Origin of the sequence: Arthrobacter sp. 2MCAF14, assembly GCF_052115645.1 — a bacterium.
Taxonomy (GTDB): Bacteria; Actinomycetota; Actinomycetes; order Actinomycetales; family Micrococcaceae; genus Arthrobacter.
Genome location: NZ_JBFRHB010000018.1, coordinates 22,933 through 46,364 on the forward strand (window position 1 = coordinate 22,933; position 23,432 = coordinate 46,364).

25 protein-coding genes are annotated in these 23,432 nt (G+C 63.7%); 13 read left to right on the plus strand and 12 right to left on the minus strand.

The features are described from left to right. The first annotated feature begins 122 nt into the window (after positions 1-122). Both AB4074_RS13435 and AB4074_RS13440 read left to right on the plus strand, forming a co-directional pair. Entirely contained in the window at positions 123-350 is a 228-nt protein-coding gene (locus AB4074_RS13435; protein ID WP_284754430.1) for a hypothetical protein, read from the plus strand. A 72-nt stretch (positions 351-422) separates the two neighbouring features. Beyond that, positions 423-683, plus strand: coding sequence for a hypothetical protein (locus AB4074_RS13440; RefSeq protein ID WP_345447975.1), 261 nt, complete (start codon positions 423-425; stop codon positions 681-683). A gap of 133 nt (positions 684-816) precedes the next feature. Here the strand turns inward: AB4074_RS13440 and AB4074_RS13445 are convergent, their stop codons facing one another. Beyond that, entirely contained in the window at positions 817-3,297 is a 2,481-nt protein-coding gene (locus AB4074_RS13445; RefSeq protein WP_441413823.1) for an ATP-dependent DNA ligase, read from the minus strand. 38 nt (positions 3,298-3,335) lie between these two features. On the opposite strand from AB4074_RS13445, the gene ku reads away from it, so the two are divergent. Next, on the plus strand, positions 3,336-4,226 hold the full coding sequence (ku, locus tag AB4074_RS13450; protein ID WP_441413824.1) for a non-homologous end joining protein Ku: 891 nt from the start codon (positions 3,336-3,338) through the stop codon (positions 4,224-4,226). A 69-nt stretch (positions 4,227-4,295) separates the two neighbouring features. Here ku and AB4074_RS13455 read toward each other — a convergent pair whose 3' ends face one another. From AB4074_RS13455 to AB4074_RS13470, 4 genes are all read right to left on the minus strand, one after another. After that, positions 4,296-4,562, minus strand: coding sequence for a DUF7218 family protein (locus AB4074_RS13455; RefSeq protein ID WP_441413825.1), 267 nt, complete (start codon positions 4,560-4,562; stop codon positions 4,296-4,298). Positions 4,563-4,589: 27 nt separating this feature from the next. Further along, positions 4,590-5,018, minus strand: coding sequence for a hypothetical protein (locus AB4074_RS13460; protein ID WP_441413826.1), 429 nt, complete (start codon positions 5,016-5,018; stop codon positions 4,590-4,592). 66 nt (positions 5,019-5,084) lie between these two features. Continuing rightward, positions 5,085-5,261, minus strand: a complete 177-nt coding sequence (locus AB4074_RS13465; protein WP_234754057.1) for a CsbD family protein — start codon at positions 5,259-5,261, stop codon at positions 5,085-5,087. 93 nt (positions 5,262-5,354) lie between these two features. Next, positions 5,355-5,525, minus strand: a complete 171-nt coding sequence (locus AB4074_RS13470) for a DUF2207 domain-containing protein (protein ID WP_139359614.1) — start codon at positions 5,523-5,525, stop codon at positions 5,355-5,357. Between the two features lie 330 nt (positions 5,526-5,855). Here AB4074_RS13470 and AB4074_RS13475 point away from each other — a divergent pair, with 330 nt between their 5' ends. After that, on the plus strand, positions 5,856-6,335 hold the full coding sequence (locus AB4074_RS13475; protein ID WP_236814300.1) for a Dps family protein: 480 nt from the start codon (positions 5,856-5,858) through the stop codon (positions 6,333-6,335). A 33-nt stretch (positions 6,336-6,368) separates the two neighbouring features. Further along, entirely contained in the window at positions 6,369-7,319 is a 951-nt protein-coding gene (locus tag AB4074_RS13480) for a DNA topoisomerase IB (protein WP_441413827.1), read from the plus strand. A gap of 95 nt (positions 7,320-7,414) precedes the next feature. Here AB4074_RS13480 and AB4074_RS13485 read toward each other — a convergent pair whose 3' ends face one another. The 6 genes from AB4074_RS13485 to AB4074_RS13510 form a co-directional block, all read right to left on the minus strand. Continuing rightward, the gene (locus AB4074_RS13485) at positions 7,415-7,693 is read right to left on the minus strand and encodes an HPr family phosphocarrier protein (RefSeq protein ID WP_441413828.1); all 279 of its coding nucleotides are present in this window, start codon (positions 7,691-7,693) and stop codon (positions 7,415-7,417) included. A 33-nt stretch (positions 7,694-7,726) separates the two neighbouring features. Then, positions 7,727-9,436 (minus strand): phosphoenolpyruvate--protein phosphotransferase, encoded by a 1,710-nt coding sequence (ptsP, locus tag AB4074_RS13490; protein WP_441413829.1) that lies wholly within the window; start codon positions 9,434-9,436, stop codon positions 7,727-7,729. Between the two features lie 34 nt (positions 9,437-9,470). Further along, positions 9,471-11,519, minus strand: a complete 2,049-nt coding sequence (locus AB4074_RS13495; protein WP_441413830.1) for a PTS fructose transporter subunit IIABC — start codon at positions 11,517-11,519, stop codon at positions 9,471-9,473. 2 nt (positions 11,520-11,521) lie between these two features. Next, a complete protein-coding gene (locus AB4074_RS13500) occupies positions 11,522-12,529 on the minus strand; it encodes a 1-phosphofructokinase family hexose kinase (protein ID WP_441413831.1) in 1,008 nt (335 codons plus the stop codon). Next, complete coding sequence (locus tag AB4074_RS13505; RefSeq protein WP_441413832.1) at positions 12,526-13,338, minus strand: DeoR/GlpR family DNA-binding transcription regulator; 813 nt, start codon at positions 13,336-13,338, stop codon at positions 12,526-12,528. The genes AB4074_RS13500 and AB4074_RS13505 overlap by 4 nt, the downstream gene beginning before the upstream one ends. Before the next feature lie 436 nt (positions 13,339-13,774). Then, positions 13,775-13,966 carry a hypothetical protein gene (locus AB4074_RS13510; RefSeq protein WP_441413833.1) on the minus strand — a complete coding sequence of 64 codons (192 nt, stop codon included), beginning with the start codon at positions 13,964-13,966 and terminating at the stop codon, positions 13,775-13,777. 721 nt (positions 13,967-14,687) lie between these two features. On the opposite strand from AB4074_RS13510, the gene AB4074_RS13515 reads away from it, so the two are divergent. Next, a complete protein-coding gene (locus tag AB4074_RS13515; RefSeq protein ID WP_441413834.1) occupies positions 14,688-15,425 on the plus strand; it encodes an ANTAR domain-containing protein in 738 nt (245 codons plus the stop codon). A gap of 9 nt (positions 15,426-15,434) precedes the next feature. Here the strand turns inward: AB4074_RS13515 and AB4074_RS13520 are convergent, their stop codons facing one another. Next, positions 15,435-15,866: an SRPBCC domain-containing protein gene (locus AB4074_RS13520; RefSeq protein WP_441413835.1), complete on the minus strand. Its 432-nt coding sequence runs from the start codon at positions 15,864-15,866 to the stop codon at positions 15,435-15,437. Between the two features lie 321 nt (positions 15,867-16,187). Here AB4074_RS13520 and AB4074_RS13525 point away from each other — a divergent pair, with 321 nt between their 5' ends. The 7 genes from AB4074_RS13525 (at position 16,188) to AB4074_RS13555 (ending at position 23,407) form a co-directional block, all read left to right on the plus strand. Continuing rightward, entirely contained in the window at positions 16,188-16,820 is a 633-nt protein-coding gene (locus AB4074_RS13525; RefSeq protein WP_441413836.1) for a GntR family transcriptional regulator, read from the plus strand. After that, the gene (locus tag AB4074_RS13530; protein WP_441413837.1) at positions 16,817-17,287 is read left to right on the plus strand and encodes an OsmC family protein; all 471 of its coding nucleotides are present in this window, start codon (positions 16,817-16,819) and stop codon (positions 17,285-17,287) included. Before AB4074_RS13525 ends, AB4074_RS13530 begins: the two co-directional genes overlap by 4 nt. A gap of 239 nt (positions 17,288-17,526) precedes the next feature. Further along, positions 17,527-18,144: an alpha/beta hydrolase gene (locus AB4074_RS13535; protein ID WP_441413838.1), complete on the plus strand. Its 618-nt coding sequence runs from the start codon at positions 17,527-17,529 to the stop codon at positions 18,142-18,144. A 154-nt stretch (positions 18,145-18,298) separates the two neighbouring features. Further along, complete coding sequence (locus AB4074_RS13540) at positions 18,299-19,309, plus strand: LacI family DNA-binding transcriptional regulator (protein ID WP_441413839.1); 1,011 nt, start codon at positions 18,299-18,301, stop codon at positions 19,307-19,309. Between the two features lie 17 nt (positions 19,310-19,326). Continuing rightward, positions 19,327-20,064 carry an HAD family hydrolase gene (locus tag AB4074_RS13545; protein WP_441413840.1) on the plus strand — a complete coding sequence of 246 codons (738 nt, stop codon included), beginning with the start codon at positions 19,327-19,329 and terminating at the stop codon, positions 20,062-20,064. A 40-nt stretch (positions 20,065-20,104) separates the two neighbouring features. After that, positions 20,105-22,492 (plus strand): glycoside hydrolase family 65 protein, encoded by a 2,388-nt coding sequence (locus AB4074_RS13550; RefSeq protein ID WP_441413841.1) that lies wholly within the window; start codon positions 20,105-20,107, stop codon positions 22,490-22,492. 141 nt (positions 22,493-22,633) lie between these two features. Then, positions 22,634-23,407, plus strand: a complete 774-nt coding sequence (locus AB4074_RS13555) for a hypothetical protein (protein WP_441413842.1) — start codon at positions 22,634-22,636, stop codon at positions 23,405-23,407. The last annotated feature ends 25 nt before the right edge of the window (positions 23,408-23,432 follow it).

Here is a 23,432-nt window from a genome sequence, read left to right on the forward strand (position 1 = left end):
CGCCTGTTGAGGCTTCGCCTCCGCGCCGTTTCTGTTGCTTTTGTTAGACCCAGGGTCTGGCAGCGGACGTCGCGTCCCGATACCTCCTCCGGCAAATCAAGAGCTTTAAAGGAGTCCACTGCATGACACCGAACACACCCGAAACCGACGCCGGGCAGGAACCAGTAGCGCAGGAAACCGACGCCCCGGCTGCCGGTGTCCGATCGAAACTGACTGACGCGCAGAAGGAGATGCTGGCCAGCAAATCCCGTGGCGGGGCAGCGAACAGCTGGCAAAGCACCGGAAAAGGACACAAGCCCACTCAAGCGAGCGGCAAGCTGGCCAAGTCCGAGAAGAAAGTCCGCTGGTAGATCCTGCAGACAAGCGGACCGCTCCCACCTAGTATGGAAAATCCCTTCGTTTCAATGCAGAAAGGAAGAACAATGGCTGCGAAGCACGTTGAGCAACAAATCAACTCCGAGGTGGCCAGCCACTTGGTCGAGTCCATGGATAAGGCGCCCATGCCGGCCCCTGCAACTGTGGCCATGGCCCTCGGCTCGACCCAAGGACAGGCCTGGCCAGACGGAAGCGGCAAGACCAGGCACCCCAAGGATCGCGGCGCCAGCCACGGCCGCGTCGGCCAACAGGCGGCGGTCACCGCGGTCCACCGCACCAGCCGTCCCCAGCTGCCGCACTCCTCTTAGGAATATTCGCCCTCCTCAGCCCAACTGACTCGCACTTAATGTCGTTATGAGCCCTCATAACGACATCTGCTGCCAGACAGTTGGGCTGAGCTACGTGTGGGGGCGTGCGGGGGGCGTGCGCTTGGGGGCTGGGCTAGGCGCGCTCGACGTCGGCCGGAGACTTGTCAGGGCGCCATCCGCGCCAGACGGGATGGCGCATCCTTTCGGTGCCGGTCCAGTCGCCGAACGTCACCTCTCCCACGAGCTCGGGGGACACCCAGTGCGCGGTGGCTGCGTCCTCGGCGGGGATGTCGCGGAAGGGGGAGTCCGGGCGGTCGAGCCCCTGCATGCGCTTCAGGATGTCGCGCAGCTGCCAGTCCTTGAAGCCAGTGCCCACCCGGCCCGCGTAGCGCAGCTTGTCGCCGTCGGGAATCCCCACCAGCAACGCTCCAATGGTTCCGAGCCTCGCCCCGGCACCGGGCCGCCAGCCACCCACCACCACTTCCTGCGTGCGTTCCAGCTTGAGTTTGATCCAGGACCTGCTGCGCCGTCCCGGTTGGTACCGGCTATCCGCGCGCTTGGCCATGACGCCCTCCAAGCCAAGCTCGCTGGCGCTCGCCAAGATGTCGTCGAGGTCATGTTCCAGGATCTCGGATACATGGATAGGGGAGCCCTGGGCCGGCAGCTTGGCACGGAAGGCCGCCAGCCTGTCCCGGCGCTCGCTGAGCGGCAGGGAGGCGAGGTCGGCGCTGCCTTGGGATCCGGCGTCGTACAGGAGGTCGAACACCATGAGTTGCACGGGGACCGCGGCCCGGGCGCGTTCCACGTCGCCGGGTTTGAAGAGGTTCATCCGCTTCTGGAGCAACTCGAAGCTGGGCCGGCCGTCCTTGCTGAGTGCGACGATTTCGCCGTCTGCCACGAAGTCGTGGTCAGGCCAGTAGCGCGGATCCGCCAGTTCGGGATAGGTGGGAGTCATGTCGATACCGGAGCGGCTGGTCAACCTGATCTTGCCGCCCGAACCTGAAACGATGGCCCGGAATCCGTCCCATTTGAGCTCAAACAACCAGTCGCCGGAGGAGACATCGGCGGGGGTTCCGGGTGTTGCGAGCATGGGCGCGTAGCTGGGGGTCCCGTTCGGTTGTGGCTGGGCGTCGGGCAACAGCACCGTCCGGTGGCCCGATTTGTCCTTCATCAGATGGATCAGCCACTGAGACGGCGACTCCCCGGTGTGGATGAGCGCAAAGCGCCGGGTGCCGTGCAATCCGCCGCCGGGCTTGCCTGTGAGGGTGGCGATGACTTCCTTGCCGTCACGCCATTTTTCGCACTCGAACTCGCCGCTGTCCCAGATGCTGACTGTCCCGGCACCGTATTCGCCCTTCGGAATGATGCCCGCGAATTCCGCATACTCCATCGGGTGGTCCTCAGTCCGCACCGCGAGATGGTTCTTGTCCGGAGTGTCCGGCACGCCCCGCGGCAACGCCCAGGACGCCAGGACTCCGTTGTGCTCCAGCCGGAAGTCCAGGTGGAAACGGCGGGCATGGTGCTCCTGGATGACAAAGATTCCGCCGGGCGGATTGGGTTCCGCGTCAGCCTGGAGTGGGCGCGAACCGGGTTGGTGTTCGACGCCGGGAAACGGTTCGGGCGTCCGCTGCGGGTCGCGCTTCTCCACGTAGCTGGCCAGCCGCGGGTTTACGGCGGTGCCCCCGACGGCGGTGCCCCCGTGCTCGGGCGCATGCCCCGACCGCCCGGCCGCCACCGCGGCGAAGGGGTCCTTTCCCTCTTTGACGCGCTTCATGACGGCCGTGAAGTCCAGATGCTCGAGCGTGGGCGAGGCGAGTTCATGCCACGTCCTCGGTGCAGCCACCATCGGGTGGGCACGACCGCGAAGGGAGTACGGGACGATGGTGGTCTTGTTCCCGCTGTTCTGGCTCCAGTCCACCAGCACCTTGCCGTTGCGCCGAGTCTTTTTCATGTCGCTGACCACGAGGTCCGGATGGTCGGCTTCGAGCGAGCGCGCCAACTCGTGCGCGAACGCGGAGACCTGCTCCCATTTGCGAGTGCCATCCAGCCCGGCGTAGAGATGGATCCCCTTGCTGCCGCTCGTCACAGGTACCGGATCGAGGCCGATGTCCTGCAGGATGCTGCGAGCCAACTTGGCGACTTCGACGCATTCGGAAAGGCCGGTGCCGGGACCAGGGTCGAGGTCCAGGACAAGGCGGTCCGGCGGCAACATGGTTCCGTCGGCGTCCACTTGCCATTGCGGCACGTGGATTTCCAAGGCGGCAATCTGGGCCAGCCAGGTGAGCGTAGCGAGGTTGTTGACGAGCGGGTAGACGTTGCTGTGTTCCCTGTGCTGGATGGTGACCCGCGGAACCCACGACGGCGTGGAGTCGTCCAGGTTCTTCTGGAAGAACATCTGCCCGGGATCCGACGTGGTCCCTACCCCGTGCACCCAACGCTTCCGGGTGGCGGGTCGGTTGGCGGCAGCCGGGATCAGGAACGGGGCTACGGCGGCGTAGTATTCGAGCACTTCGGCCTTGGTGGTGCCAGTCTCCGGGTAGATGATTTTGCCCAGGTTGGTAAGCGTCAGTTCATGGCCTTCAACGTTGACGCGTTCCTTCTGGCTGGTTGCCACCTCTTCACCTCCGCCTTGTTGTGATGTTCACTTAGTGCATGAGGGCCATATGGAAGGGTTCTATCGCGTTCGGGCTGGTCAACGTACCCGTCAAGCTCTACAGCGCCACCGAGGACCACGATGTCAGTCTCCACCAGGTCCACAACAAGGACGGAGGCCGCATCCGGTACCAGCGGAAGTGCGAGATCTGCGCCTCTGTTGTGGATTACGAGGATATCGACAAGGCCTACGAAGAGGAAGGCCGTACGGTGGTGCTGTCCGCGGCCGATTTGAAGTCGCTGCCCGCGGAGAACAGCCGCGAAATCGAAGTGGTGGAGTTCGTTCCGGCTGAGCAGTTGGATCCCATCATGTACGAGCGGCCCTACTACCTCGAGCCGGATTCCAAGTCGCCCAAGGCTTACATGCTGCTTCTGCGCACCTTGCAGGACACCGAGCGCGTGGCCATAGTGCAGTACGCCCTCCGGCAGAAGACCAGGCTCGGCGCGCTCCGGGTACGTGGCGACGTGCTGATGCTGCAATCCCTGCTCTGGGACGACGAGGTCCGCGAAGCCAACTTCCCGTCGCTGGAAACCGACGTCAAGATCTCCGACAAGGAACTCGAAATGTCCTCGGCCCTGGTGGACTCGATGGCGCGCGACTTCGAACCCGAGCAATACACCGACAACTACCAAGTTCAATTGCGCCAACTTATCGCGGCCAAGCTCGAAAAGGGAGACTCCATCGACACCGAGGAGACGTTCGGTGTAGCAGCCAGCGAAGGGGAAGGTGGCGAGGTCATCGACCTCATGGAGGCCCTCAAACGGAGTCTTGAGAAGAAACGCGGCAAAGAGGCCGCTGGATCGGCGGCTGCGTCGTCCACCGAAGAGTCCGACGACGGCGCCACCGCCAAGGCGGCCAGCAAGCCGAGGGCGAGGGTCAGGAAAGCCTGACGCGCCGCCGTCGTGCGCTCCGCGAAAACCCGCGCACTTCGCGAATACTTGACATGTCCCTCCGAGGGCCTAGTGGTTTCGCAACGCCGAGATCAGCTCGGATTTCTTCTTGCTTGAGTACCCTGTGAGCCCCAGTTCCTTTGCCCGGGACCTTAATTGGGGCACGGTCCAGTCCTCATAGTCACCCGAGATGCCACCACGATGGCCGATTTCCTTGCGGCCCACCTTGGCGGCGGCATTCGAGATTCTGGCGGCCTTTTCCTTCGAGGCGCCATCCTCCCTGAGGGTTTCGTAGAGTTCCGGATCCTTGAGGCTGGGATTCTTCTTGTCTGGCATGTGTTCCTCCTGCGGTCAAGATTCTGGCTAAGACGGAAGCTCCATCCGGAAACCGCAGCGGCATTGGAGCACCTTTGTCGCCAGGTACACGTCGAGAAGGTCCACAGCGGGGTCCTCAGTGGATATTGGCGCGTATACGCTGTGGAATCCGGTTCCCGAAATCTTCATCGGTTCTCCGCAATGGATGTATTCGCCGCCGAATTGAAGCATGCCCGATACCGTGCCTCGTTGGTTCAGGATGGCTGCGACATCCTGGAACGTCGCAGCATGGGCGTAGAACATATCGCATTCCACGCAGGTGTAAGCGACATCCACGAGCTCAGTCGTCGGTGGTTTGAGCGGCTCGATGGAATCCAGGATGACGTGCTCGGCAGTGTGGCAATTGCCGCACCAGATTCGTTCCGCTCTGGGGTGAGGTGCGCCGTTGGGAACGATCGGGTCAGAGATAGTCGGCATCGACTTAACTCCTTGAAGCGGGAAGTGCGGCTCCCGCGCGAGGCGGAAGCCGCACTTCGAGCGGATTTAGTCCTTCTTGAAAGCGTCCTTGACCTTTTCGCCGGCCGATTTCAGGTCGCTCTTGCTCTGATCCATCTTGCCTTCGGCTTCGAGCTTCTCGTTGCCCGTCAGCTTTCCAGCCGCTTCCTTGGATTTGCCTGCAAGCTTTTCTCCGGCGTTCTGGATCTTGTCATCTGCACCCATGGACGTACTCCTTTGCTGGTAATGGATTACTTCATTCCGCCAAGCGCGCGGGGCCTGGCGGAAGGGGCCAGGCGCACTAACTGCCGTTGTCGGTCAAACGCCGTGTGACCGGCGGCCGGACATGAAGCTAAGGAGCCAGCCGATGGCCGCGACGATCAGGAGGACAACGCCGACCCAGAGGAGCCAGCTCACGGCCTGCGAGAATCCGCCGACGAGCAGAAGAACGATTGCCACAACGCCTGCAATGATCAGAAGAGTGTTCACAATGACACATTCCTTACTTCAGCGGGACCGCCGGCAAGCGCCCGGGCCCCTTGCGATGTATTCGGTTATCGGTTCACTTGCGAACCGTGGTTCCCCGCCAGGCCCCCAGGCCCCGTGCAAGGTCCTGCTGTAGCGATACCGCCCCATATTTTCGGGGTTTTCATCCGTTAGGGACCGGTACCGACTTCCTCCATGGTACTACTAAGCACCCTTATCAAATCAAGTACTAAGTACGCTTACAAAGATTTTTGGATATCGTCGTAGGCTAATTGGAAGGTCGTGCGCCGGGTTCCAGCGCACGCATCGAATGGTCGTCTAGGAGGAGAAAACGTGAAAGCATCGCAAACCCTGGCAGATAATCTCCAGCTGGTCCTGACGGATCTGATTGAACTCCAGCTCCAAGGAAAACAGGCGCATTGGAACATCGTTGGGGCCAATTTCCGGGACCTGCATCTGCAACTTGACGAACTGGTCGCAGCGGCCCGGGAGTTCGCCGACGAAACCGCCGAAAGGATGCGGGCGCTCCATGCTCTTCCCGATGGCCGGAGCAGCACCATCGCTGCCTCAACCAGGCTGGAGCAATTCCCCGCGGGATTGACCAAAACCAAGGACGCCGTGAAGCTGATCACCGACCGCCTGGAGCGGACTGTCCAGACCATGCGTGATGTCCACGACGAAGTAGACGAAGAAGACCCCACGACGGCGGACCTCCTCCACGCGTTCATTGCCCGTTTGGAGCAGCTCGCCTGGATGATCAGTGCCGAGATCATGTCAGCCAGTGCGTCAGTGGCAGACCCACAGGAAGCCTAGGAACCCGGGAAGCCAGGCAAACGGAGCCAGGGCGTGCCACGGCTTCGCCGCAGCAAACCCGGCACTCCGGGCATTTCCCGGCGAAGGTCCGGCCGCGGATTCAGCTACTACCATCCGGACGGATCGCTTATCGCGGGTGGGGATCGCAAGCGCCTTGACGCGCTGGCGATTCCTCCTGCGTGGTCCGATGTCTGGATATGTCCGTTCGAGAACGGGCACATCCAGGCAATGGGAGTGGACGACGCCGGCCGGAGCCAATACATCTACCACCCGGAATGGCGTGCCCGCCAGGATATTGAAAAGTTCGCCCGTGCTGCGCGGCTCGGGGCCCTCCTGCCGCGGGCGCGCCGTCTGGTCTCCCGGCATCTGCGGGAGTCAGCTTCGGAGAAGACCAAAACCTTGGCCGCGGCCGTGCGGCTCATGGATCTCGGTGCCTTACGCGTTGGATCCGATGGTTACACGCGCCGCAACGGCTCATATGGGCTCACCACGCTGAGGTGCAAGCACGTCAAGGTCAACAGGGATGCGGTCTCCCTGCATTTCCCGGGGAAAAGCGGTCAAACCTGGGATTCCACCATCGAGGACCCTGTGCTGGCCCGATTCCTCGGACCCTTGGCGGGCAGGCCCGGCAAGGAGTCCCTGCTGGTCTTCCAGAGCGGTGAGGGCAGCGTCTGCCTGAATGCCGCGATGGTCAACGAGTACCTTCGCCACATCACCGGCGGCGACTATACGGCCAAGGACTTCCGCACGTGGAAAGGGACCGCGGCAGCCGGCATGGCGCTCGCAGGCAGATCGAAAGCGCCGCCCCGCCAACGAGTTCTTGAGGCCATCAAGCAAACCGCCGAACTGCTCGGCAACACGCCCACGGTGGCGAGGGCGGCCTACGTCGATCCGCGCGTCGTCGAGGGTTTCCTTGCCGGTGACCTCGAACAGCTCAAGGCCACCGAGTCGGAAATTGCGGCGTACCTGAACAATCTGCCCTGAACTAACAATGAGTATGCTCCCCGTTGGCTGCGAGGGACGGACAAATTAGGAATTTGTCCATCCCTGAGTGCCAAGGGAGAGCATGCTCAGTGGGGTTACTCGGCGTCGTGGTCCGTTTCGAGGATCTTCACGAGACGGTCCAGGGCTTCGTCGGCCCCGGAACCCTCTGCGCGCAGCACGACGACGTCGCCGAATGACGCTCCGAGGCTCATGAGGGACAGGATGCTTGCGGCGTCCATGGCGTCGTCGGCGGGCTCGCCTTCGCGGGCGATGGTGACCTCGATGTCCAGCTCGCCGGCGGCTTCGGCGAAGATGGCTGCCGGGCGTGCGTGCAGGCCAACGCGGCTGGCGATGGTGGCGGTACGTTCGGACATTGTTGCTCCTTCGATTGTGGGCTTGGGGAAAGTCTAGAGACCCAGCTCGTCCAGGACAGGCAGCTGGGCACGAACGGCTTGGCGCGCGGCGGATGCACTCGGGGCGGCCAGCGCCGCCGTCGCGAGCTTTTGGGCCTGCGCCACGGTGACGGTTGCCAGCACAGCGGAAACGGCAGCCAGGGCGCGTGCACTCATGGAAAGCGTCGCGACGCCCAGTCCGACGAGTACGACGGCGAGGGCGGGGTCCGCGGCTGCCTCGCCGCATACTCCCACGGGCCGGGCGATGCCGCCCGCGCTGGCGGCCGCAGCGCCGTCGGCGGTCAACTTCACGAGCTGCAGCACGGCGGGCTGCCAGGGGTCATTGAGCGTGGCGAGCGGTCCGAGTTGGCGGTCCGCGGCCATCGCGTACTGGGTGAGGTCGTTGGTGCCGAGCGACGCGAAGCTGACTTCGCGCAGAACGGAGGCGGCGGTCAGGGCCGCCGACGGGACTTCGACCATGACGCCGGGGGTCTTCAATCCGGCGGCTGAGCAGAGGGCTGCGAAATGCGCGGCTTCCTCGGCCGTGGAGATCATGGGTGCCATGACCCACACTTCTGCCTGGTTGTTGATCTCAGCTGCCGCGATCGCCGCCAGCTGGCGTTCGAGGACCCCGGGGGAGGTGAGGTCGGTGCGGTACCCGCGGACGCCCAGCGCAGGGTTGGGCTCGTCCGCGTTGGTGAGGAACGGCAGGGGCTTGTCGGCGCCGGCGTCGAGGGTACGGACCACTACCTTCTTGCCCGGGAACGCGGCGAAGACGGCGCCGTAGGCGATGATCTGCTCCTCGACGGTTGGTTCGTCGTCACGATCCAGGAAACAGAATTCGGTGCGCAGCAGACCGACGCCCTCGGCCCCGGCGTCGGCGGCTTTGACCGCGTCGGCGCCTGTACCGACGTTGGCGAGCAGAGGAACCCGGAACCCGTCGGCCATGACGTTGCTCCCGCTGAACGCGGCAATCGTCGACGCCTGGTTGGCCCAAGCCTTGGCCGCGAGGCGGAGTTCCTCGTCCGGGTCAACCGTGATGGTGCCGGCAGCGCCGTCGAGGTAGACCTCGGTGCCGTCCCGGATCTCGTCGACCCCCGGGGCGGCGACGATCGCCGGCAGGCCGAGGGCGCGGGCCAGGATGGCGGTGTGGGACTGCGGGCCGCCGCTCGAGGTGATCAGCGCGATCACCTTGGCGGGGTCCAGGGTGGCGGTGTCTGCCGGGGCGAGGTCCTCGGCGGCCAGGATGAACGGAACGTCCGACGCCGGGATCCCCGGCGCGGGCAGCCCGCGCAGTTCAGAGACGATGCGGGCGCGGACGTCCAGGACGTCGGCCACGCGCTCTGCCATGTAGCCGCCGAGGGCCTTCAACGAGTCTGCAACCGTTGCAGCTGCCTCCCAGATGGCCCGTTCGGCGGTACGTGCGCCGCCCGGAGCCTCGGGGGAGAGGAGCCTGATGGCCGATTTCACCAACATGGGATCGACGGCCATCAGGGCGGTTGCTTCCAGGACCTCTTTGCCTTCGCCGGACGCTGTGGCGGCTCGGGCACGGAGTTCCGCCTGCACGGCCTTGGCGGCATCCTTGATGCGCTGGCCCTGCGATTCGACGGTTACGTCCGCAGGAATATTGACGTTCTCGTGGGGCTCTTGAACCGGCTTCGGCATCTGCCGCACCGGCCCCAGAACACGCCCGGGGGCAACGCCCACACCTGAAAAGGTCTGCATGGATTAGTCCTCTACTTGCTTGCTGACGGTGGGGTCAGGCTGCGACCGGAACAGGAGCCTGCTCTGCCTCAACCGGCTTCCGGACTGCCCAACGCTTGAGCGCGAGCAGGACCAGGGCGGTGATGACCACGCCGACTGCGATCGCGGCGAAGAACAACAGGAAGTTGTTCATGGCGAAGAAGACGAAGATTCCGCCGTGGGGTGCCTGCGAGGTGACCCCGAACGCCATGCTCAAGGCGCCTGTCACTGCGCCGCCAACCATGCTGGCCGGGATGACACGCAGCGGGTCTGCAGCGGCGAACGGAATCGCCCCTTCGGAGATGAAGGAAGCCCCCAGCAGCCAGGCGGCCTTGCCGTTTTCACGCTCGGCCAGGCTGAAGCCCCTCTTGTTGAGCACGGTTGCCAGTGCCATGGCCAGCGGGGGAACCATGCCGGCCGCCATGACGGCGGCCATGATCTGCCAAGGAGCCTGGTTGGCCGCGCTTCCGGCGCCGAGGCCGGCCACTGCGAAGGAGTAGGCCACCTTGTTGACGGGACCGCCCAGGTCGAAGCACATCATGAGGCCAAGGATGATGCCGAGAACGATGGCGGAGACGCCAGTCATGCCGGAGAGCCACGCGTTGAGGCCCTTGGTGATTGCAGCGATGGGGCCGCCGAGAACCAGGAACATGAGCCCGGATGCAACGATCGAGGCCGCGAGCGGGATGATCACCACGGGCATGAGGCCGCGCAGCCAGCGCGGAACCTTGAAGGTGCCGATCCAGTGTGCCGTGACACCAGCCAGCAGGCCGCCTACCAGGCCGCCCAGGAAGCCTGCGCCCATGTAGCCAGCAACAGCGCCGGAGACGAAGCCGGGAGCGATGCCGGGCCGGTCCGCGATGCCATAAGCGATGTAGCCCGCCAAGGCGGGGACGAGGAAGCCAAGGGACAATGCGCCGATCTTGAACAGCACGGCGCCTAGGTATGCGCCCAGTGGGCCCCAAGCGTGCGCGGGGAAATCGGTGGGCAGGTTGCCAAGCGTGTTCGCTCCGAGGATCTTGTCGGCGGCACCGGCGATCTCGTAGCCGCCGAGGAGGAAGCCCAAAGCAATGAGTAGGCCGCCACCGGCGACGAACGGGATCATGTAGCTGACACCGGTCAGCAGGACCTTCTTGACCTTGGTGCCGAAGTGCTCGCTGGCGGCCTCTGATGCGTGTTCGGCGTTTTCTTCGGCGCCGAAGTGCGGAACGCGGTGTGCGTGAGGGTCGGAGGCGGCTGCGAGGGCTTCCTGCACCATCTTGGCCGGCTCGTCAATGCCACGCTTGACCGGCGCGTTGATGACCGGCTTGCCGGCGAAGCGTTCCTTGCCGCGGACATCGACGTCTACTGCGAAGATCACGGCGTCAGCGGCGGCAATGACAGCCGGGTCCAACGCGGTGAATCCACCCGAGCCCTGGGTTTCCACCTGGAGGTCGACGCCCATCTCCTTGGCGGCAGCCACGAGGGAGTCGGCTGCCATGTAGGTGTGGGCGATGCCGGTGGGGCAGGCCGTGACGGCGACGATGCGCTTGGGGCCAGCCGACGAAGCGGCACGGGCCGAAGCCGGTGCCTCGGCGCCGGGTGCTGCCGATTCTGCCGCATGTGCAGCCGGCTTGTCGGCCAGCGCGCCTTCAACCAGGTCGACGATGTCCTGCTCGGTGGCAGCCGCGCGCAGGGCCGCCGTGAAGTCCTTCTTGATGAGGGAACGGGCCAGCTTGGAGAGCAGTTTCAGGTGCTCCTGGTCCGCTCCTTCCGGGGCAGCGATGAAGAAGATGATGTCCGCGGGGCCGTCCTTGGCACCGAAGTCCACTTTCTGGGAGAGCCGGGCCATCGCCAGGGCGGGTTCGGTCACTGCGATTGAGCGGCAGTGCGGGATGGCGATGCCGCCGGGTACGCCTGTGGCAGTCTTCTGCTCGCGGGCGAAGGCGTCCGCGAAGAGCCCTTCAACCTCGGAGGCGCGCCCGGCTGCGGCAACTTTGCCCGCCAGGAAGCGGATGACATCGGCGGGAGAATCGCCGAGGTTCTGGTCAAGGGAGACCAGTTGGGGGGTGATGAGCTGGGTCACTGTTAGTCCTTCTGAAGGGCCGTGATGGTTACGGCGTCGGGAGTTGTTTGGTGGACCGCCGGGACAGTGGAGCCCGGCAGCGAAGCAGCGGCGGCACCATGTGCCACAGCCTGACGGAGGCAGTCCTGCGAGGTTCCGCCGTTGGTGGCGGCCAGCAGATAGCCAGCAAGGGATGAATCGCCGGCACCAACTGTGCTGACGGCTTGGATCGGCGGATGCGTGGCGAACCACGCGCCGTCGGCGGTTACCAGGACGGCGCCCTTGGAACCGAGTGTTGCGAGTACTGCACCCACACCCCTGCCGACGACGGCGGCGGCAGCCCTGGCGGCAAGGCCCGGGTCCGCTTCCAGTTCGTCAGCCGTGTGGACGTCTGTGAGGCCCGCTGCGGCGGCCAATTCGGCCAGTTCTTCCGCGTTGGGCTTCAGGAGATCGGGCTTGCCGCTGATGTTGCCGGTTGAATCGCCACTGATGGCGGCAACCAGCGGGGCGCCCGAGGAATCGATTGCTATAAGCGGCGGTCCGCCGTTTGCCGGATCGCCGTGCGTGGAACGGATCCGGCGGGCGACCGTGGCGTAAAAATCCGCCGGAACTCCTGGTGGGAGCGATCCGGCGAGTACCACCCAGCTCGCGCCACGGGAGCGGTCCAGCAGCAGCCCGATCAGGGCTTCCTGCTCGTCCAGGCTCAACTCCGGGCCGGGTTCGTTGATCTTGGTGGTGACGCCGTCCGGTTCGGTGAGCGTCACGTTGCTGCGTAGCGGCGCACTGATGGGAAGCGCTGCGTAGGGGACGCCGTCGTCGAGCAGTCCAGCGAGGACGGGATCGGAATCCCCGCCCGGCAGGACCGCAACGGTGTCCAGGCCCGAGGCGACCAGGGCCCGGGAGACATTGACGCCCTTGCCACCGGAATGCTGGTGGACAGCGACGGCGCGTTGCACCTCGCCGCGGGCCAAGGGGGCCGGGAGCTCTACGGTGCGGTCCAGGCTCGGGTTGGCGGTCAGGGTGACGATCATGCGATCACCACGTCGACGCCGGCCTCGGCCAAAGCGGCGGAGAGCTCTTCAGAGGGTTCGTGGTCAGTAATCACGGTGTCCACATCTTTAAGGGCGGCGAACTGGACGAGGGTTTCCGCGTCCAGCTTGGAGGAATCCGCGAGGACGACGACGCGCCGTGCGGACGTGACGAAGGCGGCCTTGACGGCGGCTTCTTCGGGGTCAGGGGTGCTGAGCCCGAACGTGGCGTGGATACCGTTGGCGCCGACGAAGGCGATGTCCGGGCGGAGCCGGGAAGCGGCCTCGACCGTGGACTGCCCGACGGCGGCCTGGGTGAGCCCGCGGACGCGGCCACCCAGGATCTGGAGGGCGATGCGGGGGTTGCCGGAAAGGCGTCCGGCAATGGGGATGGCGTGGGTGATAACAACGAGTTCTTCTCGCGGGGGGTTCCCGTTGGAGGACGCCGTGCGCTGCGCGGTGCGCTGGTCCAGCAAGCGGGCGAGGGCCTCGGTGGTGGAGCCGGCGTCGATCAGGATGCTGCCGGCCGCGTTCTCGGGGATGAGGGCAAGGGCAGCCTCGGCGATGCGGAGCTTTTCCGGTTGGCGCTGGATGGCCCGCTCAACCACGCTTTCCTCACGGGTGCTGAGGCGGTCCGACGGGACTGCCCCGCCGTGGACGCGGCGAAGATTGCCGGCGGATTCGAGGGCAGCGAGGTCACGGCGGACGGTCTCCGTGGTGATGCTGAATCGATCCGCAAGGTCCGTGACGCTGACCCGTCCACGCTCGGCGACGAGCTCGGAGATCAGCTGTTGGCGCTCCTCGGCAAACACATACCCTCCATTGCGTACAAGCTCTAGGTACACCAGTGACTGTGATCACATGATGTGGAATTGCTTGACTCTATCTTTGTTCATGTTGGTCTGTCAACAGAAAACAACATAAACAAAGATATTGGGTTGGTTTGGGTTTGTTTGGGTCTGGCGAAGGGTGATTGGGTTGGGCGCTCGAGGGTGCTTGAATGCGGGGAGCGGTGGATTCTGCTGGATCATTCGAAGGCGACGGCTTGTCGGCCCTGGAATGGCGGGGGCCGCGAGCCTGGATGCCGGAATGATCCAGCAGAATCCGACACGCGACGTCGGATTCGACGTCGGACCGGCGCGACCTCGGGCCGGCACGACGATGTGACCGGTCCGGCGCAGGCCTGGCCAGCCTGGATGGGTTGGTCAAGTAAAGGCTGGCTGCTCTATCGCCGGACCGGAAAGTGCCCTACGGCCACTCGATTTCCCGCGAACCGGGGTACTCGATGGGAAGGTTGTCCGGGTCAGGAGGGTCGGGCAAGCGGGACTGGGTAGAGGAATCCGTCTCTTGCCGATGCTTGTTCCTCTGTTGGCCCAGCTCATCGGGTCCTTGCCGGGAGTCGTCTTCGGGATGTCGCTGCTGTGTACTTTCGAGCTTCATGGTGCTTCCTTCGGGTAATGCTGCAAGTCGTTGGTTAAGCAGGTATTTCCAACTCGAACCCGCAACTGCATCTCAAGACCTTGATGTGGAGTTGGGCTTCCGGGGGAGAGTTGCGCGATCGGGACGTGCCCGTCTGCGGTGCCCTGAAGCTTCGCAGTACGGTTTTCACTTCACGGAGGGGTTCATCGCAGTGGAAATAATGGCTTCCGAACTCCAGGAGGCCATCCTGAATCCCCCGACGATTCAGGATGGCCCCCGCCTGCTGGACGGTGGCTGCGTGGCTATAGGAAAACCCGCAGGAAGTGCACGTGTAGAACACGGCAAGCTGTTGGGAAGACCTTGGCGTCTGGGCCTGGATGGATTCGATGATCAGGTGCTTGTCTGTTCCGCAACCGGCACACCAAAGGGGTGCAGCCCCGGGCTGACGTGGTTCGTGAGGGATGGCGGATTCGGAGAGGGTCGACATCGACTAGCTCCGCGCCGGTAACAGGCATTTGCTCATCAGGCAGCACCTTCACGTTGAGTGACATGGCGCCCGGCTGCTTGAGCGAAAACGAGCCGAAGGCTCGGCCCTTGTCCGGAGTTCTGCACGGACTGTAGAAGAATTGTGCACTGTGCGTCCCCGGTGCGCAAGACCGGCGGAGGGTTTGCCCACGTGATGGACGTTGTATTGGCACGCCCTTTTTCCTCCATTGCCGCCCTGCTGCTCCTAGACTGAACCATGGACGAAATGGACCTGAACGCCTCGGTCGTGGGCCAACTCCAGGATTTGGTCATCGACCGTGAAGACGTCAGCGGCTTCCTCGAAGACCTTGCGGTATTCACGGCGTCCTCGGTGTCCGCTACGCGCGGTCAAGACGTCCTGTGCGGCGTTACGTTGAGCAGACGCCGCCGATCGATGACGGTCGCTGGAAGCAGCCACGAAGCCCGCCTCATTGACGAAGTGCAGCAAGCATACGGAGACGGGCCTTGCCTGGAAGCGATGAGGACCGGGAAGTCTGTACTCGTTTCTGACACTTCCACGGACTCGCAGTGGCCTGAATACTGCACCACCATCGCGGAACGCGGGCACCTGGCCGTACTCTGCGTCCCCTTGGGCCTCGAAGAGGGTGCGACGGCGGCCATCAACCTTTTCGCCCGGCACCGCGATGCCTTCGATGAGGCCTCCATCCGCAGCTGCGAACTATTCGCAAGCCAGGCAGAAAAGGCTTTGAGGCTGGCGGTCCGGATCGGTGCCAGGCAACAACGCGCAGAGGACCTCGAGCAGGCCATGCGTTCCCGGACCGCGATCGATCTGGCAACAGGCGTCATCATGGGCCAGAACAGGTGCAGCCAGGAGGAGGCCTTCAGGATTCTGACCAAGGCCTCGAACGGAAGGAACCAGAAACTGAGGGAGGTTGCGGAATCCCTTCTCCAATCCTTGACAAACGAAAGGCCAGCCTCGCACTTCGAGGCGTAAGCGACTCCGCTAGCTGCGCTCCGCGATTCTCTTGACGCTCTCCACGAGGCTGTCCCACATGCCCTTCGAATGCGCGGCTTCATCCGGACCGGCGTTGTTGTCCTGGGCCAAAGTCAACTTGGTCATCCCGTCTTCGGGCTCCAAAGTCCACGTCAGCGTGTGGTAGTTCTGCGGGGCATCGTCCTGGCCGGAAAGTGGACTGAAATGGGTGTTTACCAGCCGCTTCCCGGGCTCGAATTCGAGGATGACACCTTTGTCTTCGTACTCCTTGCCCTTCCAGGCGCCGCGCCAAGCAATGGGTCCGCCGACCGTCCAGTCGGTGACAACCTCGGTTCCGAACATGAACTCCTTGATGGCCTGAGGATCGGTGAGCACTGACCATACCCGGTCGGCGCTTGCCTGGATCGCGATGGTTGAAATCGCAATGAAGTTGCCCGTCATGTCCTACTCCTTTTGCATACCGTCCGGCGTCCTGAAGCTGGCGCAACAGAGTCTACGCCCGGGGAAGAGAATCCAGCGCGATGGATCCCTCGCGCATTTCGTCCCGGCCTCCGGCGCATAGAAGACTCGCATGGGCTTGTGAAAAAGTCATTAGTCCGACGCTAAAGTCGCGTGGGCGTGAGCGGTCGGCGGTCCCTTTGCGGGCAGGGCGGCGGTGCAGACGACTTCGAACATTCCGCGCGGTCGCCTTCGAAAGTGATAGTCGGGTCATGATCTTCCTTATTGCATTCATTAGATATCAATGTATGCAATAATTTCTGAGTGACGACTTATGATTCGCTACGAGAGCTGGTCCTCTCCGGAGAGCTCAGTCCTGGCGCCCGGGTCAGCGAGGCGGAGCTGGCAGCTCGCCTCACGGTCAGCCGGACCCCGGTCCGAGAGGCGCTGCAGAGACTAGAAGCCGAGGGGCTCGTGTTCGCCCAGGGGCGGGGTATCCGCGTTCGCATCCACGATGCTCTCGAGCTGGTCCAGATATACGAGGCTCGTGCCGCGTTGGACGGCCATACGGCGGCTGTCGTCGCACGCCGCAATGGCGCAGGCGAGTTGCCGCCGGCACGCCTTCGTGATCTGCAGAACCTTGCCGATCAGACCGACCGCCTGACGCGCGATCAGCGGTTTGTCGAGGCGGTTGAGTGGAATCGAGAGTTTCACCAGGCGATCTCGTCGATCGCCGGCAATAGCGTCATCGAAACGACTCTTGACCGCTACTGGGACCAAATCCTCGTTTCAACGCGCAACGAGCTGCGCGAACCGCATCGAGTCGATGAGGTTCGCGAGGAGCACCAACGCATCCTGGATGCGATGGCACAAGGAGACGCAACGGCAGCATACGAAGCAGCTTTCCACCACGCACTCAGCACCCGGAACCTCCTGACTGAAAAGGAACAGCAATGACGAAGACACATAACTACGCCATTGACCTTGCTTGGACAGGGAATCTCGGCGAGGGGACCGCCAACCCCCGCGCTTACAGCCGAAACCATGACGTCACCGTCGAGGGGGTGGGCACGATTTCGGGCTCATCAGACCCGTCCTTCCGCGGTGACCCCACCCGCTGGAATCCCGAGCAGTTGCTCGTTGCCTCGATAGCCCAATGTCACATGCTCTGGTATCTGGGACTTGCAGCAGCCGCCCGCATTGTCGTCACCGACTATCAAGACCATCCCACCGGAACCATGCTCGAGAAAACAAATGGCGCCGGCCAGTTCTCCGAGGTTATCCTCCGGCCCGAGGTCACGATCGCGAGTCCTCGCGACGAGGACCGAGCACGCGAGCTACACGAACGCGTTGCCGAGTTCTGCTTCATTGCACGTTCGATCAACTTCCCCATTCACCATGAGGTAACGATCCGCACGACGTGAAGATCGAGCGAAGCACCAGAAAAGGCGTGTTAAGGCCGACCCTCCAAGTTACATTCAGTCGCTCATCGCCATCAACCTTGACGATCCGGAAGCGTGTCTGGCATTGCAACTGGCCTGCCGGAGTCTGTTGACGGACAAACCGGAGTAGCACTTGTCCGCGACGACAGTCTGGCTGCTCCAGCCGGGCCTGCCGGCGAGAGTTGCGACTTTTGACCAGGAGGGGCGCATAGGCTCTTCCCATGGAAACAGTCGTCTGGTCCAAGCCGGAAAACGAGCGCGCAGGGACGCCGCTCCTCGTGATGATGCACGGGTACGGCACGGACGAGCAGCGAATGGTGAATCTCTTTCCACAGCTCCCGAAAGAATTCACCTGCGCCGCGCTCCGTGGGCCCATGCCGATCGGGGACCACTACGGTTGGTTCCTGCTTGACTACTTCCTCGCCAGCGACTTTGCGGACGTCATCACCGCCACCAACAAGGTGTTTTCCTGGATTGACTCGGTCAAGCGCAACCACAGCAGCGTGAGCCTCCTCGGCTATTCACAAGGCATGGCCATGGCCAGTACGCTGCTGCGGCTTCGTCCGGAAGGCTTCAAAGCGACAGTGGGCCTCTCCGGATTCGTGCTGGATAACGATCTTCTGGCGCTCAGCGAATCCTTCGACTCCCCGCCGCCGTTCTTCTGGGGGAGGGACAAAGCCGATCCCGTGATCTTCAGTGATGCCATTGAGCACACCGAAGAATGGCTCAACAAAAACATGGCTCTCACCGCGCGAACGTACCCCGGCATGGGCCACCGGATCGAGGCCCGGGAGATGGCGGATGTCAGCGCGTTTCTGCGCTTTTACGTTCTCCGCTGAGGTGAGGTCCGCGTCACATTCGAGGGTGCTGGAAAACAACTCTTGATTGCCAAAATTGTAAGCGCTTACACTCTTCTTCGGCGGTGCAAGGATGTGCTGCTAAATCCAGAAGATGAAAGGGTTGAGGCCGTGTTGAATGGTTAAGGCTCACCGCGTGACAATCCAGGACGTTGCCGTCCTCTCGGGCTTGTCCATCTGCACCGTTTCACGCGCCCTGCGGAACCTGCCGAACGTGTCCGAAAAAGCGCAAGCCAAAGTGGCCGACGCCGCCGCCAAACTCGGCTACAAGGCATCCTCGGCCGCGGCCCGGCTGGCCGGCGGAAATACCGGTTCCATCGCCATCATCGCTCCCACCGCCACGGCCTGGTTCTTCGCCCAGGCCGTCGAAGCGGCCGAGGAAGTGTTCGGAGACAGCGGTTTCGACACCGTCCTGATCAGCCTGCGCGGCAAGTCGAGCGTCAAGCGGAAAATCTTCGGCGATCTCCTGGGGCTCTCCCAACGCGTGGACGGAGTGCTGCTCCTCAACGTCGATTTGAGCGAATCCGAGGTTGCCCTCCTGGCCGCGTCCGGCCTTGCAGTTGCGAGCGTGGGGATGACTTCCGTACCGTGGGACAACGTAGGGATCGACGACGAACTCGCGGCTTGGCAAGCCACCTCACACCTGTTGGGGCTGGGTCATTGGGATCTGGCGGTGCTTTCCGGCCGAGAAACCCAAGAGAACTCGGTGCTGACGTCCAGCGACAGGCTCAAGGGATTCAGCCGGGCATTGAAAGACCATCACCTGACCGTTCATCCGGACTTGGTCATCAACTCGGATTCCACCATCGACGGCGGACGCAAAGCCATGAATGAACTCATTGCCCACCGAAGCCTTCCCACGGCGGTCTTTGCGGACTGCGACGAAGCGGCTTTCGGAGCCTTGATGGCCATGCGCGAGCACGGACTGTCCGCACCGAAGAATGTCTCCGTGATTGGAATCGACGACCACCCCATGAGCTGGTTCCTTGGCCTAAGTACAGTTGCGCAGCCGGTGGCCGACCAAGGTGCCTTCGCCGCCAACCTACTGGTGGACCGGCTCCAGAACACCGACGCCCCCAACGAACCCTCCAACCACTTCCTTGACACCAAGCTGATCGAACGCAAAACCACGCGCCGCCAGCGCTGAACGGACCACGCCACACCATGACTGATACCCGAGCCACCCAGAAGACCGCCTGGACGGGCGCTACCGCGCTCCTTTTCGACCTCGACGGCGTGCTGACGCCAACCGCCGTCGTGCATGAGCAGGCATGGCAGGAACTCTTCGACGGCTACCTGGCTGAAACAGGCCATCCGGACGGCTACCAGGAGAGCGACTACTTCGACCACATCGACGGCAAGCCGCGCTTCGATGGAGTGCGGGATTTCCTGACCTCCCGCGGAATCACGTTGCCGGAAGGACCCACCGACGACGATCCCGCCAACACCAGCGTGCAGGGCCTGGGCAACCGCAAGAACCGGATCTTCAACGAGATCGTGGATTCTCGCGGGGTCGAGCCTTACGCAGGCTCTGTCCGCTTCATCCACGCCGCCTTGGAGCTGGGACTCAAGCTCGCCGTCGTGTCTTCCTCGCGCAACGCACCCGCCGTCCTGAAGGCGGCCGGACTCGATGGCTACTTCCCGGTGGTGGTCGACGGCCAGGTGGCCGCCGCCGTCGGGCTTCCCGGCAAGCCGGATCCCGCCACCTTCCGCTACGCCGCCGAGCTGCTGGACGTTCCCGCCGAAGGCTGCGTCGTCGTCGAGGATGCAGTGTCCGGCGTGCAGGCCGGCAGCGCCGGGAACTTCCGTGCGGTGATCGGGGTGGACCGGGGCGCCGGCCACCAGACCCTGCTCGACGCCGGCGCAACGTTCGTGGTCGACGACCTCGACGAACTCCTCTAACCAAGCCGTTTCACCAGAAACAGAAGGAACCCAACAGTCCATGGCACTCATCAGCTCCGACCGGCTGCGATTCCCCTGCGAACCGTGGAAGCTCGTGGAGAGCATCCACGTTCCCGGTGACACCGGTCCGCTCGAAACCCTCTTCAGCCTCGGCAACGGCCACCTGGGCATCCGCGGCGCCCACTCGGCGGGGGCGGACGCCGAACTTCCCGGCACGTTCATCAACGGTTTCCACGAAACGTGGGACATTAAGCACGCCGAGAACGCGTACGGTTTTGCCCGCATAGGACAAAGGATCGTTTACGTCCCGGATGCCAACAACTTCAACGTTGTCATCGACGGCGAGCAGCTGAGCCTCGCCGAGTCAACGGTGCAGAACTACCGCCGCAGCATCGACTTCGCCACGGGCGTTTACGAGTGCGCTGTCACGTGGGAATGCCGTTCAGGCGCCACCGTCACCACGGTGGAGCGCCGCGCCGTCGGAATCGAATCCCGGGGCTCCCTTGGCATCGAGCTGAGCCTCACTACCGACCGCCAGGTTTCTGCGGACATCACGTCGCTCGTGATCAACCGGCAGGACCAGCCTGTGGAGGACCACTCGGCCCACGACCCCCGCCGCGCAGGCCGCCACGCCGGCCGGGTGTTGCGCCCGATCCACCTCCAGGGCTCCGACGGATCCCTGCGCATGGCCTGGGAGACCGCCGAATCCCACCAGCGCATCGGCATGGCCGTGGACCACTGGATTTCCGCCGAAGGCCAGCCTTTCGAAACCGTGGTGGGGGAGGACGAGTCCACGGTCCGCTACGTCATGGCCGTGAATGAGGGCGAGACGTTCCGCTTGGAGAAGAGCGTCAGCTACGTCGTGAACAGCGTCGATGCAAGCGCAGCGGACCCGGGCGAGATCCTGGCGTCGGATGCCGAATTGGGACTCGTGCCTTTCGACCGGCTCCTGGCTGAAGGCGCGGCCCACTACCGCGATTACTGGTCCACCGCGGACATCATCATTGGTGGCCAGCCCGAGCAGCAGCAGGCCGTGCGCTGGAGCCTGTTCCAGCTTGCCCAGGCCACCGCGCGTGCCGGCGTCGCGGGCATCCCGGCCAAGGGCGTCAGCGGCTCGGGCTATGAGGGCCACTATTTCTGGGACCAGGAGGTGTACCTGCTGCCGTACTTGACGTACACGAACCCGGCCGCCGCCCGCCAGGTGCTGGAATCGCGCCACGCCATGCTTCCCGACGCCCGGATCCGGGCCAAGGAACTGAGCGTGGACGGTGCCCTGTTCCCGTGGCGCACCATCAACGGGCACGAGGCCAGCGCGTACTACGCTGCCGGCACCGCGCAGTTCCACATTGCCGCCGCGATCTCCTTCGCCGCCAACCGCTACCAATGGGCAAGCGGCGACGCCAGCTTCCGCGCTGAAGTGGGCGCCGATCTGTTGATCGAGACGGCGCGCATGTGGGCTTCGCTGGGCTTCTTCGGCAAGGACGGATTGTTCCACATCCACGGCGTCACCGGCCCGGATGAATACACCGCCGTGGTAAACGACAACCTTTACACCAACGTCATGGCCCGCTTTAACCTGCGAGCCGCTGCGGCACTGGAACACCCGGACGTCCCGGAAACCGAGCGGATGGTCTGGCAACAGGCCGCCGCGCGCATGTCCCTTCCCTACGATCCGGACATGGAGATCTACAGCCAGGACAACGACTTCATGACCCTGGAGCCGTGGGACTGGTCCACGCCGCGCTCCAAGTACCCGCTGCTGCTCAACTTCCACCCGCTGGTGATCTACCGGCACCAGGTCCTCAAGCAAGCGGACACGGTACTGGCGATGTTCCTGCAGTGGCAGGACTTCACGGCCGAGGAAAAGCAGCGCGCATTCGACTTCTACGATCCCATCACCACCGGCGACTCCACCTTGTCCGCCTGCGTGCAGGGCATCATGGCGGCCGAGGTGGGCTACTCCGAAGTCGCGCTCAAGCACTTCACCGAGGCCTTGTTCATCGACCTGGACAACACGCACAACAACACCGTTGACGGCGTGCACATCGCGTCCACCGGCGGCATCTGGAGTTCCTTGGTGTGCGGTTTCGCGGGCATGCGGGACCAGGGCGAGGTCCCGCATTTCGATCCGCGGCTGCCGGCCGAATGGGACAGCCTGTCCTTCCGGCTCAAGATCCGCGGGCGGCTCTTGTCCGTCGAGTTGCACCCGGGGTCCATCAGCCTTGCGCTGGTTGCGGATGCAGCTTCAGGTTCAGCGCCCGACGCCGGTGCCGCACCTTTGGAGGTCAGCGTGCGCGGGCAGCGGGTCGTCGTCGGCGTCGAGACGGTCACTGTGCCCCTCGACGAAGTGCCGGTCCCCGCGCCGTCTGTTTTCCCGAGCCTCTTCCCGACGGCGGGCCTTCCGGTGATCGGGAGCGCGCGGGTCTGACCGATCGATTGCTCCCCACCGGCGAGGCGGACCCCCGCCGGTGGGGAGCTGCGGTTTCGGAGTTATTCGGGAACGGTTCATTCCTGATTCATGGGACGCAGATACTGTCTCCGGAGACCTCTCTGGAAAAGGACTCAACCCATGGATCGACGGACATTCGCCTCCGCTGCCTTGCTGACCGCGGCGGCACCGCTGCTCACCACCACTCCGGCCCTCGCGGACTCTTCCGGGCGGGGAAAGGATGCCAAGCTTACACGCACCATGTTGGACGCTTTGGAAGGTGAACTGGACGACCGTGCCACCGCCGCCGTCGTGGAGCCCCACATTGAAGACATCGGATTCAACTGGCATCCGCCAACGAAGCCGGTCGAGAGCATTGATTTCATCATTGCCTATGGTTTCGGCAACCGACCACCGGCAGGTGGCGGAGATCCCAGCCGCGTGCTCTACGAGCCTGGCCCGGTGAACGAAGCCCTTGCGGACACGGTTGCGAAGCTGCGGGCGGGGCGCAACCTTCCCGTCTACGCTCAGTGGGAAATCGCCAGGTTCCTCGAGTCCAAATACCACATGAGCGGGGTGACTTCGATTGAACCGGTCATTTCGGGGGACGGCACCATTGTGTATCTGAGCACGGACGGCGTTGCAGCCCAGGTCAAGGAGCTCCGCGCCTCTCAGCCTGCGGGGATCGCCGGGATTGTTGGATTCCGGGACCATATCAAGCGCTGTGTCCAGACCACCCAAGACCGCGGGATGGACGCTTTCGCTCCCCAAGGTATCGACATGCCCGGCACCTATGATCCGCAGTCGGGACAGCCGTGGACCCGGCGTCGTGATCTCTATCTGGTGCACGACATGTACGCCCAGATGGCTGTGCTCCGCGGGAAACTGATCGCACAGGCCTATCCCAACGGCTGATTTCCCGATGGCGCAGGGGACGCTT

Bases quoted from the DNA above. Each gene is read 5' to 3' on its own strand.
- AB4074_RS13535 (WP_441413838.1), top strand. From the start codon at position 17,527: ATGGAAACAGTCGTCTGGTCCAAGCCGGAAAACGAGCGCGCAGGGACG.
- ku (WP_441413824.1), top strand. From the start codon at position 3,336: ATGAGGGCCATATGGAAGGGTTCTATCGCGTTCGGGCTGGTCAACGTA.
- AB4074_RS13440 (WP_345447975.1), top strand. From the start codon at position 423: ATGGCTGCGAAGCACGTTGAGCAACAAATCAACTCCGAGGTGGCCAGC.
- AB4074_RS13510 (WP_441413833.1), bottom strand. From the start codon at position 13,966: ATGAAGCTCGAAAGTACACAGCAGCGACATCCCGAAGACGACTCCCGG.
- AB4074_RS13500 (WP_441413831.1), bottom strand. From the start codon at position 12,529: ATGATCGTCACCCTGACCGCCAACCCGAGCCTGGACCGCACCGTAGAG.
- AB4074_RS13545 (WP_441413840.1), top strand. From the start codon at position 19,327: ATGACTGATACCCGAGCCACCCAGAAGACCGCCTGGACGGGCGCTACC.
- AB4074_RS13455 (WP_441413825.1), bottom strand. From the start codon at position 4,562: ATGCCAGACAAGAAGAATCCCAGCCTCAAGGATCCGGAACTCTACGAA.
- AB4074_RS13485 (WP_441413828.1), bottom strand. From the start codon at position 7,693: ATGTCCGAACGTACCGCCACCATCGCCAGCCGCGTTGGCCTGCACGCA.
- ptsP (WP_441413829.1), bottom strand. From the start codon at position 9,436: ATGCAGACCTTTTCAGGTGTGGGCGTTGCCCCCGGGCGTGTTCTGGGG.
- AB4074_RS13515 (WP_441413834.1), top strand. From the start codon at position 14,688: ATGGACGAAATGGACCTGAACGCCTCGGTCGTGGGCCAACTCCAGGAT.
- AB4074_RS13435 (WP_284754430.1), top strand. From the start codon at position 123: ATGACACCGAACACACCCGAAACCGACGCCGGGCAGGAACCAGTAGCG.
- AB4074_RS13465 (WP_234754057.1), bottom strand. From the start codon at position 5,261: ATGGGTGCAGATGACAAGATCCAGAACGCCGGAGAAAAGCTTGCAGGC.
- AB4074_RS13460 (WP_441413826.1), bottom strand. From the start codon at position 5,018: ATGCCGACTATCTCTGACCCGATCGTTCCCAACGGCGCACCTCACCCC.
- AB4074_RS13555 (WP_441413842.1), top strand. From the start codon at position 22,634: ATGGATCGACGGACATTCGCCTCCGCTGCCTTGCTGACCGCGGCGGCA.
- AB4074_RS13530 (WP_441413837.1), top strand. From the start codon at position 16,817: ATGACGAAGACACATAACTACGCCATTGACCTTGCTTGGACAGGGAAT.
- AB4074_RS13520 (WP_441413835.1), bottom strand. From the start codon at position 15,866: ATGACGGGCAACTTCATTGCGATTTCAACCATCGCGATCCAGGCAAGC.
- AB4074_RS13550 (WP_441413841.1), top strand. From the start codon at position 20,105: ATGGCACTCATCAGCTCCGACCGGCTGCGATTCCCCTGCGAACCGTGG.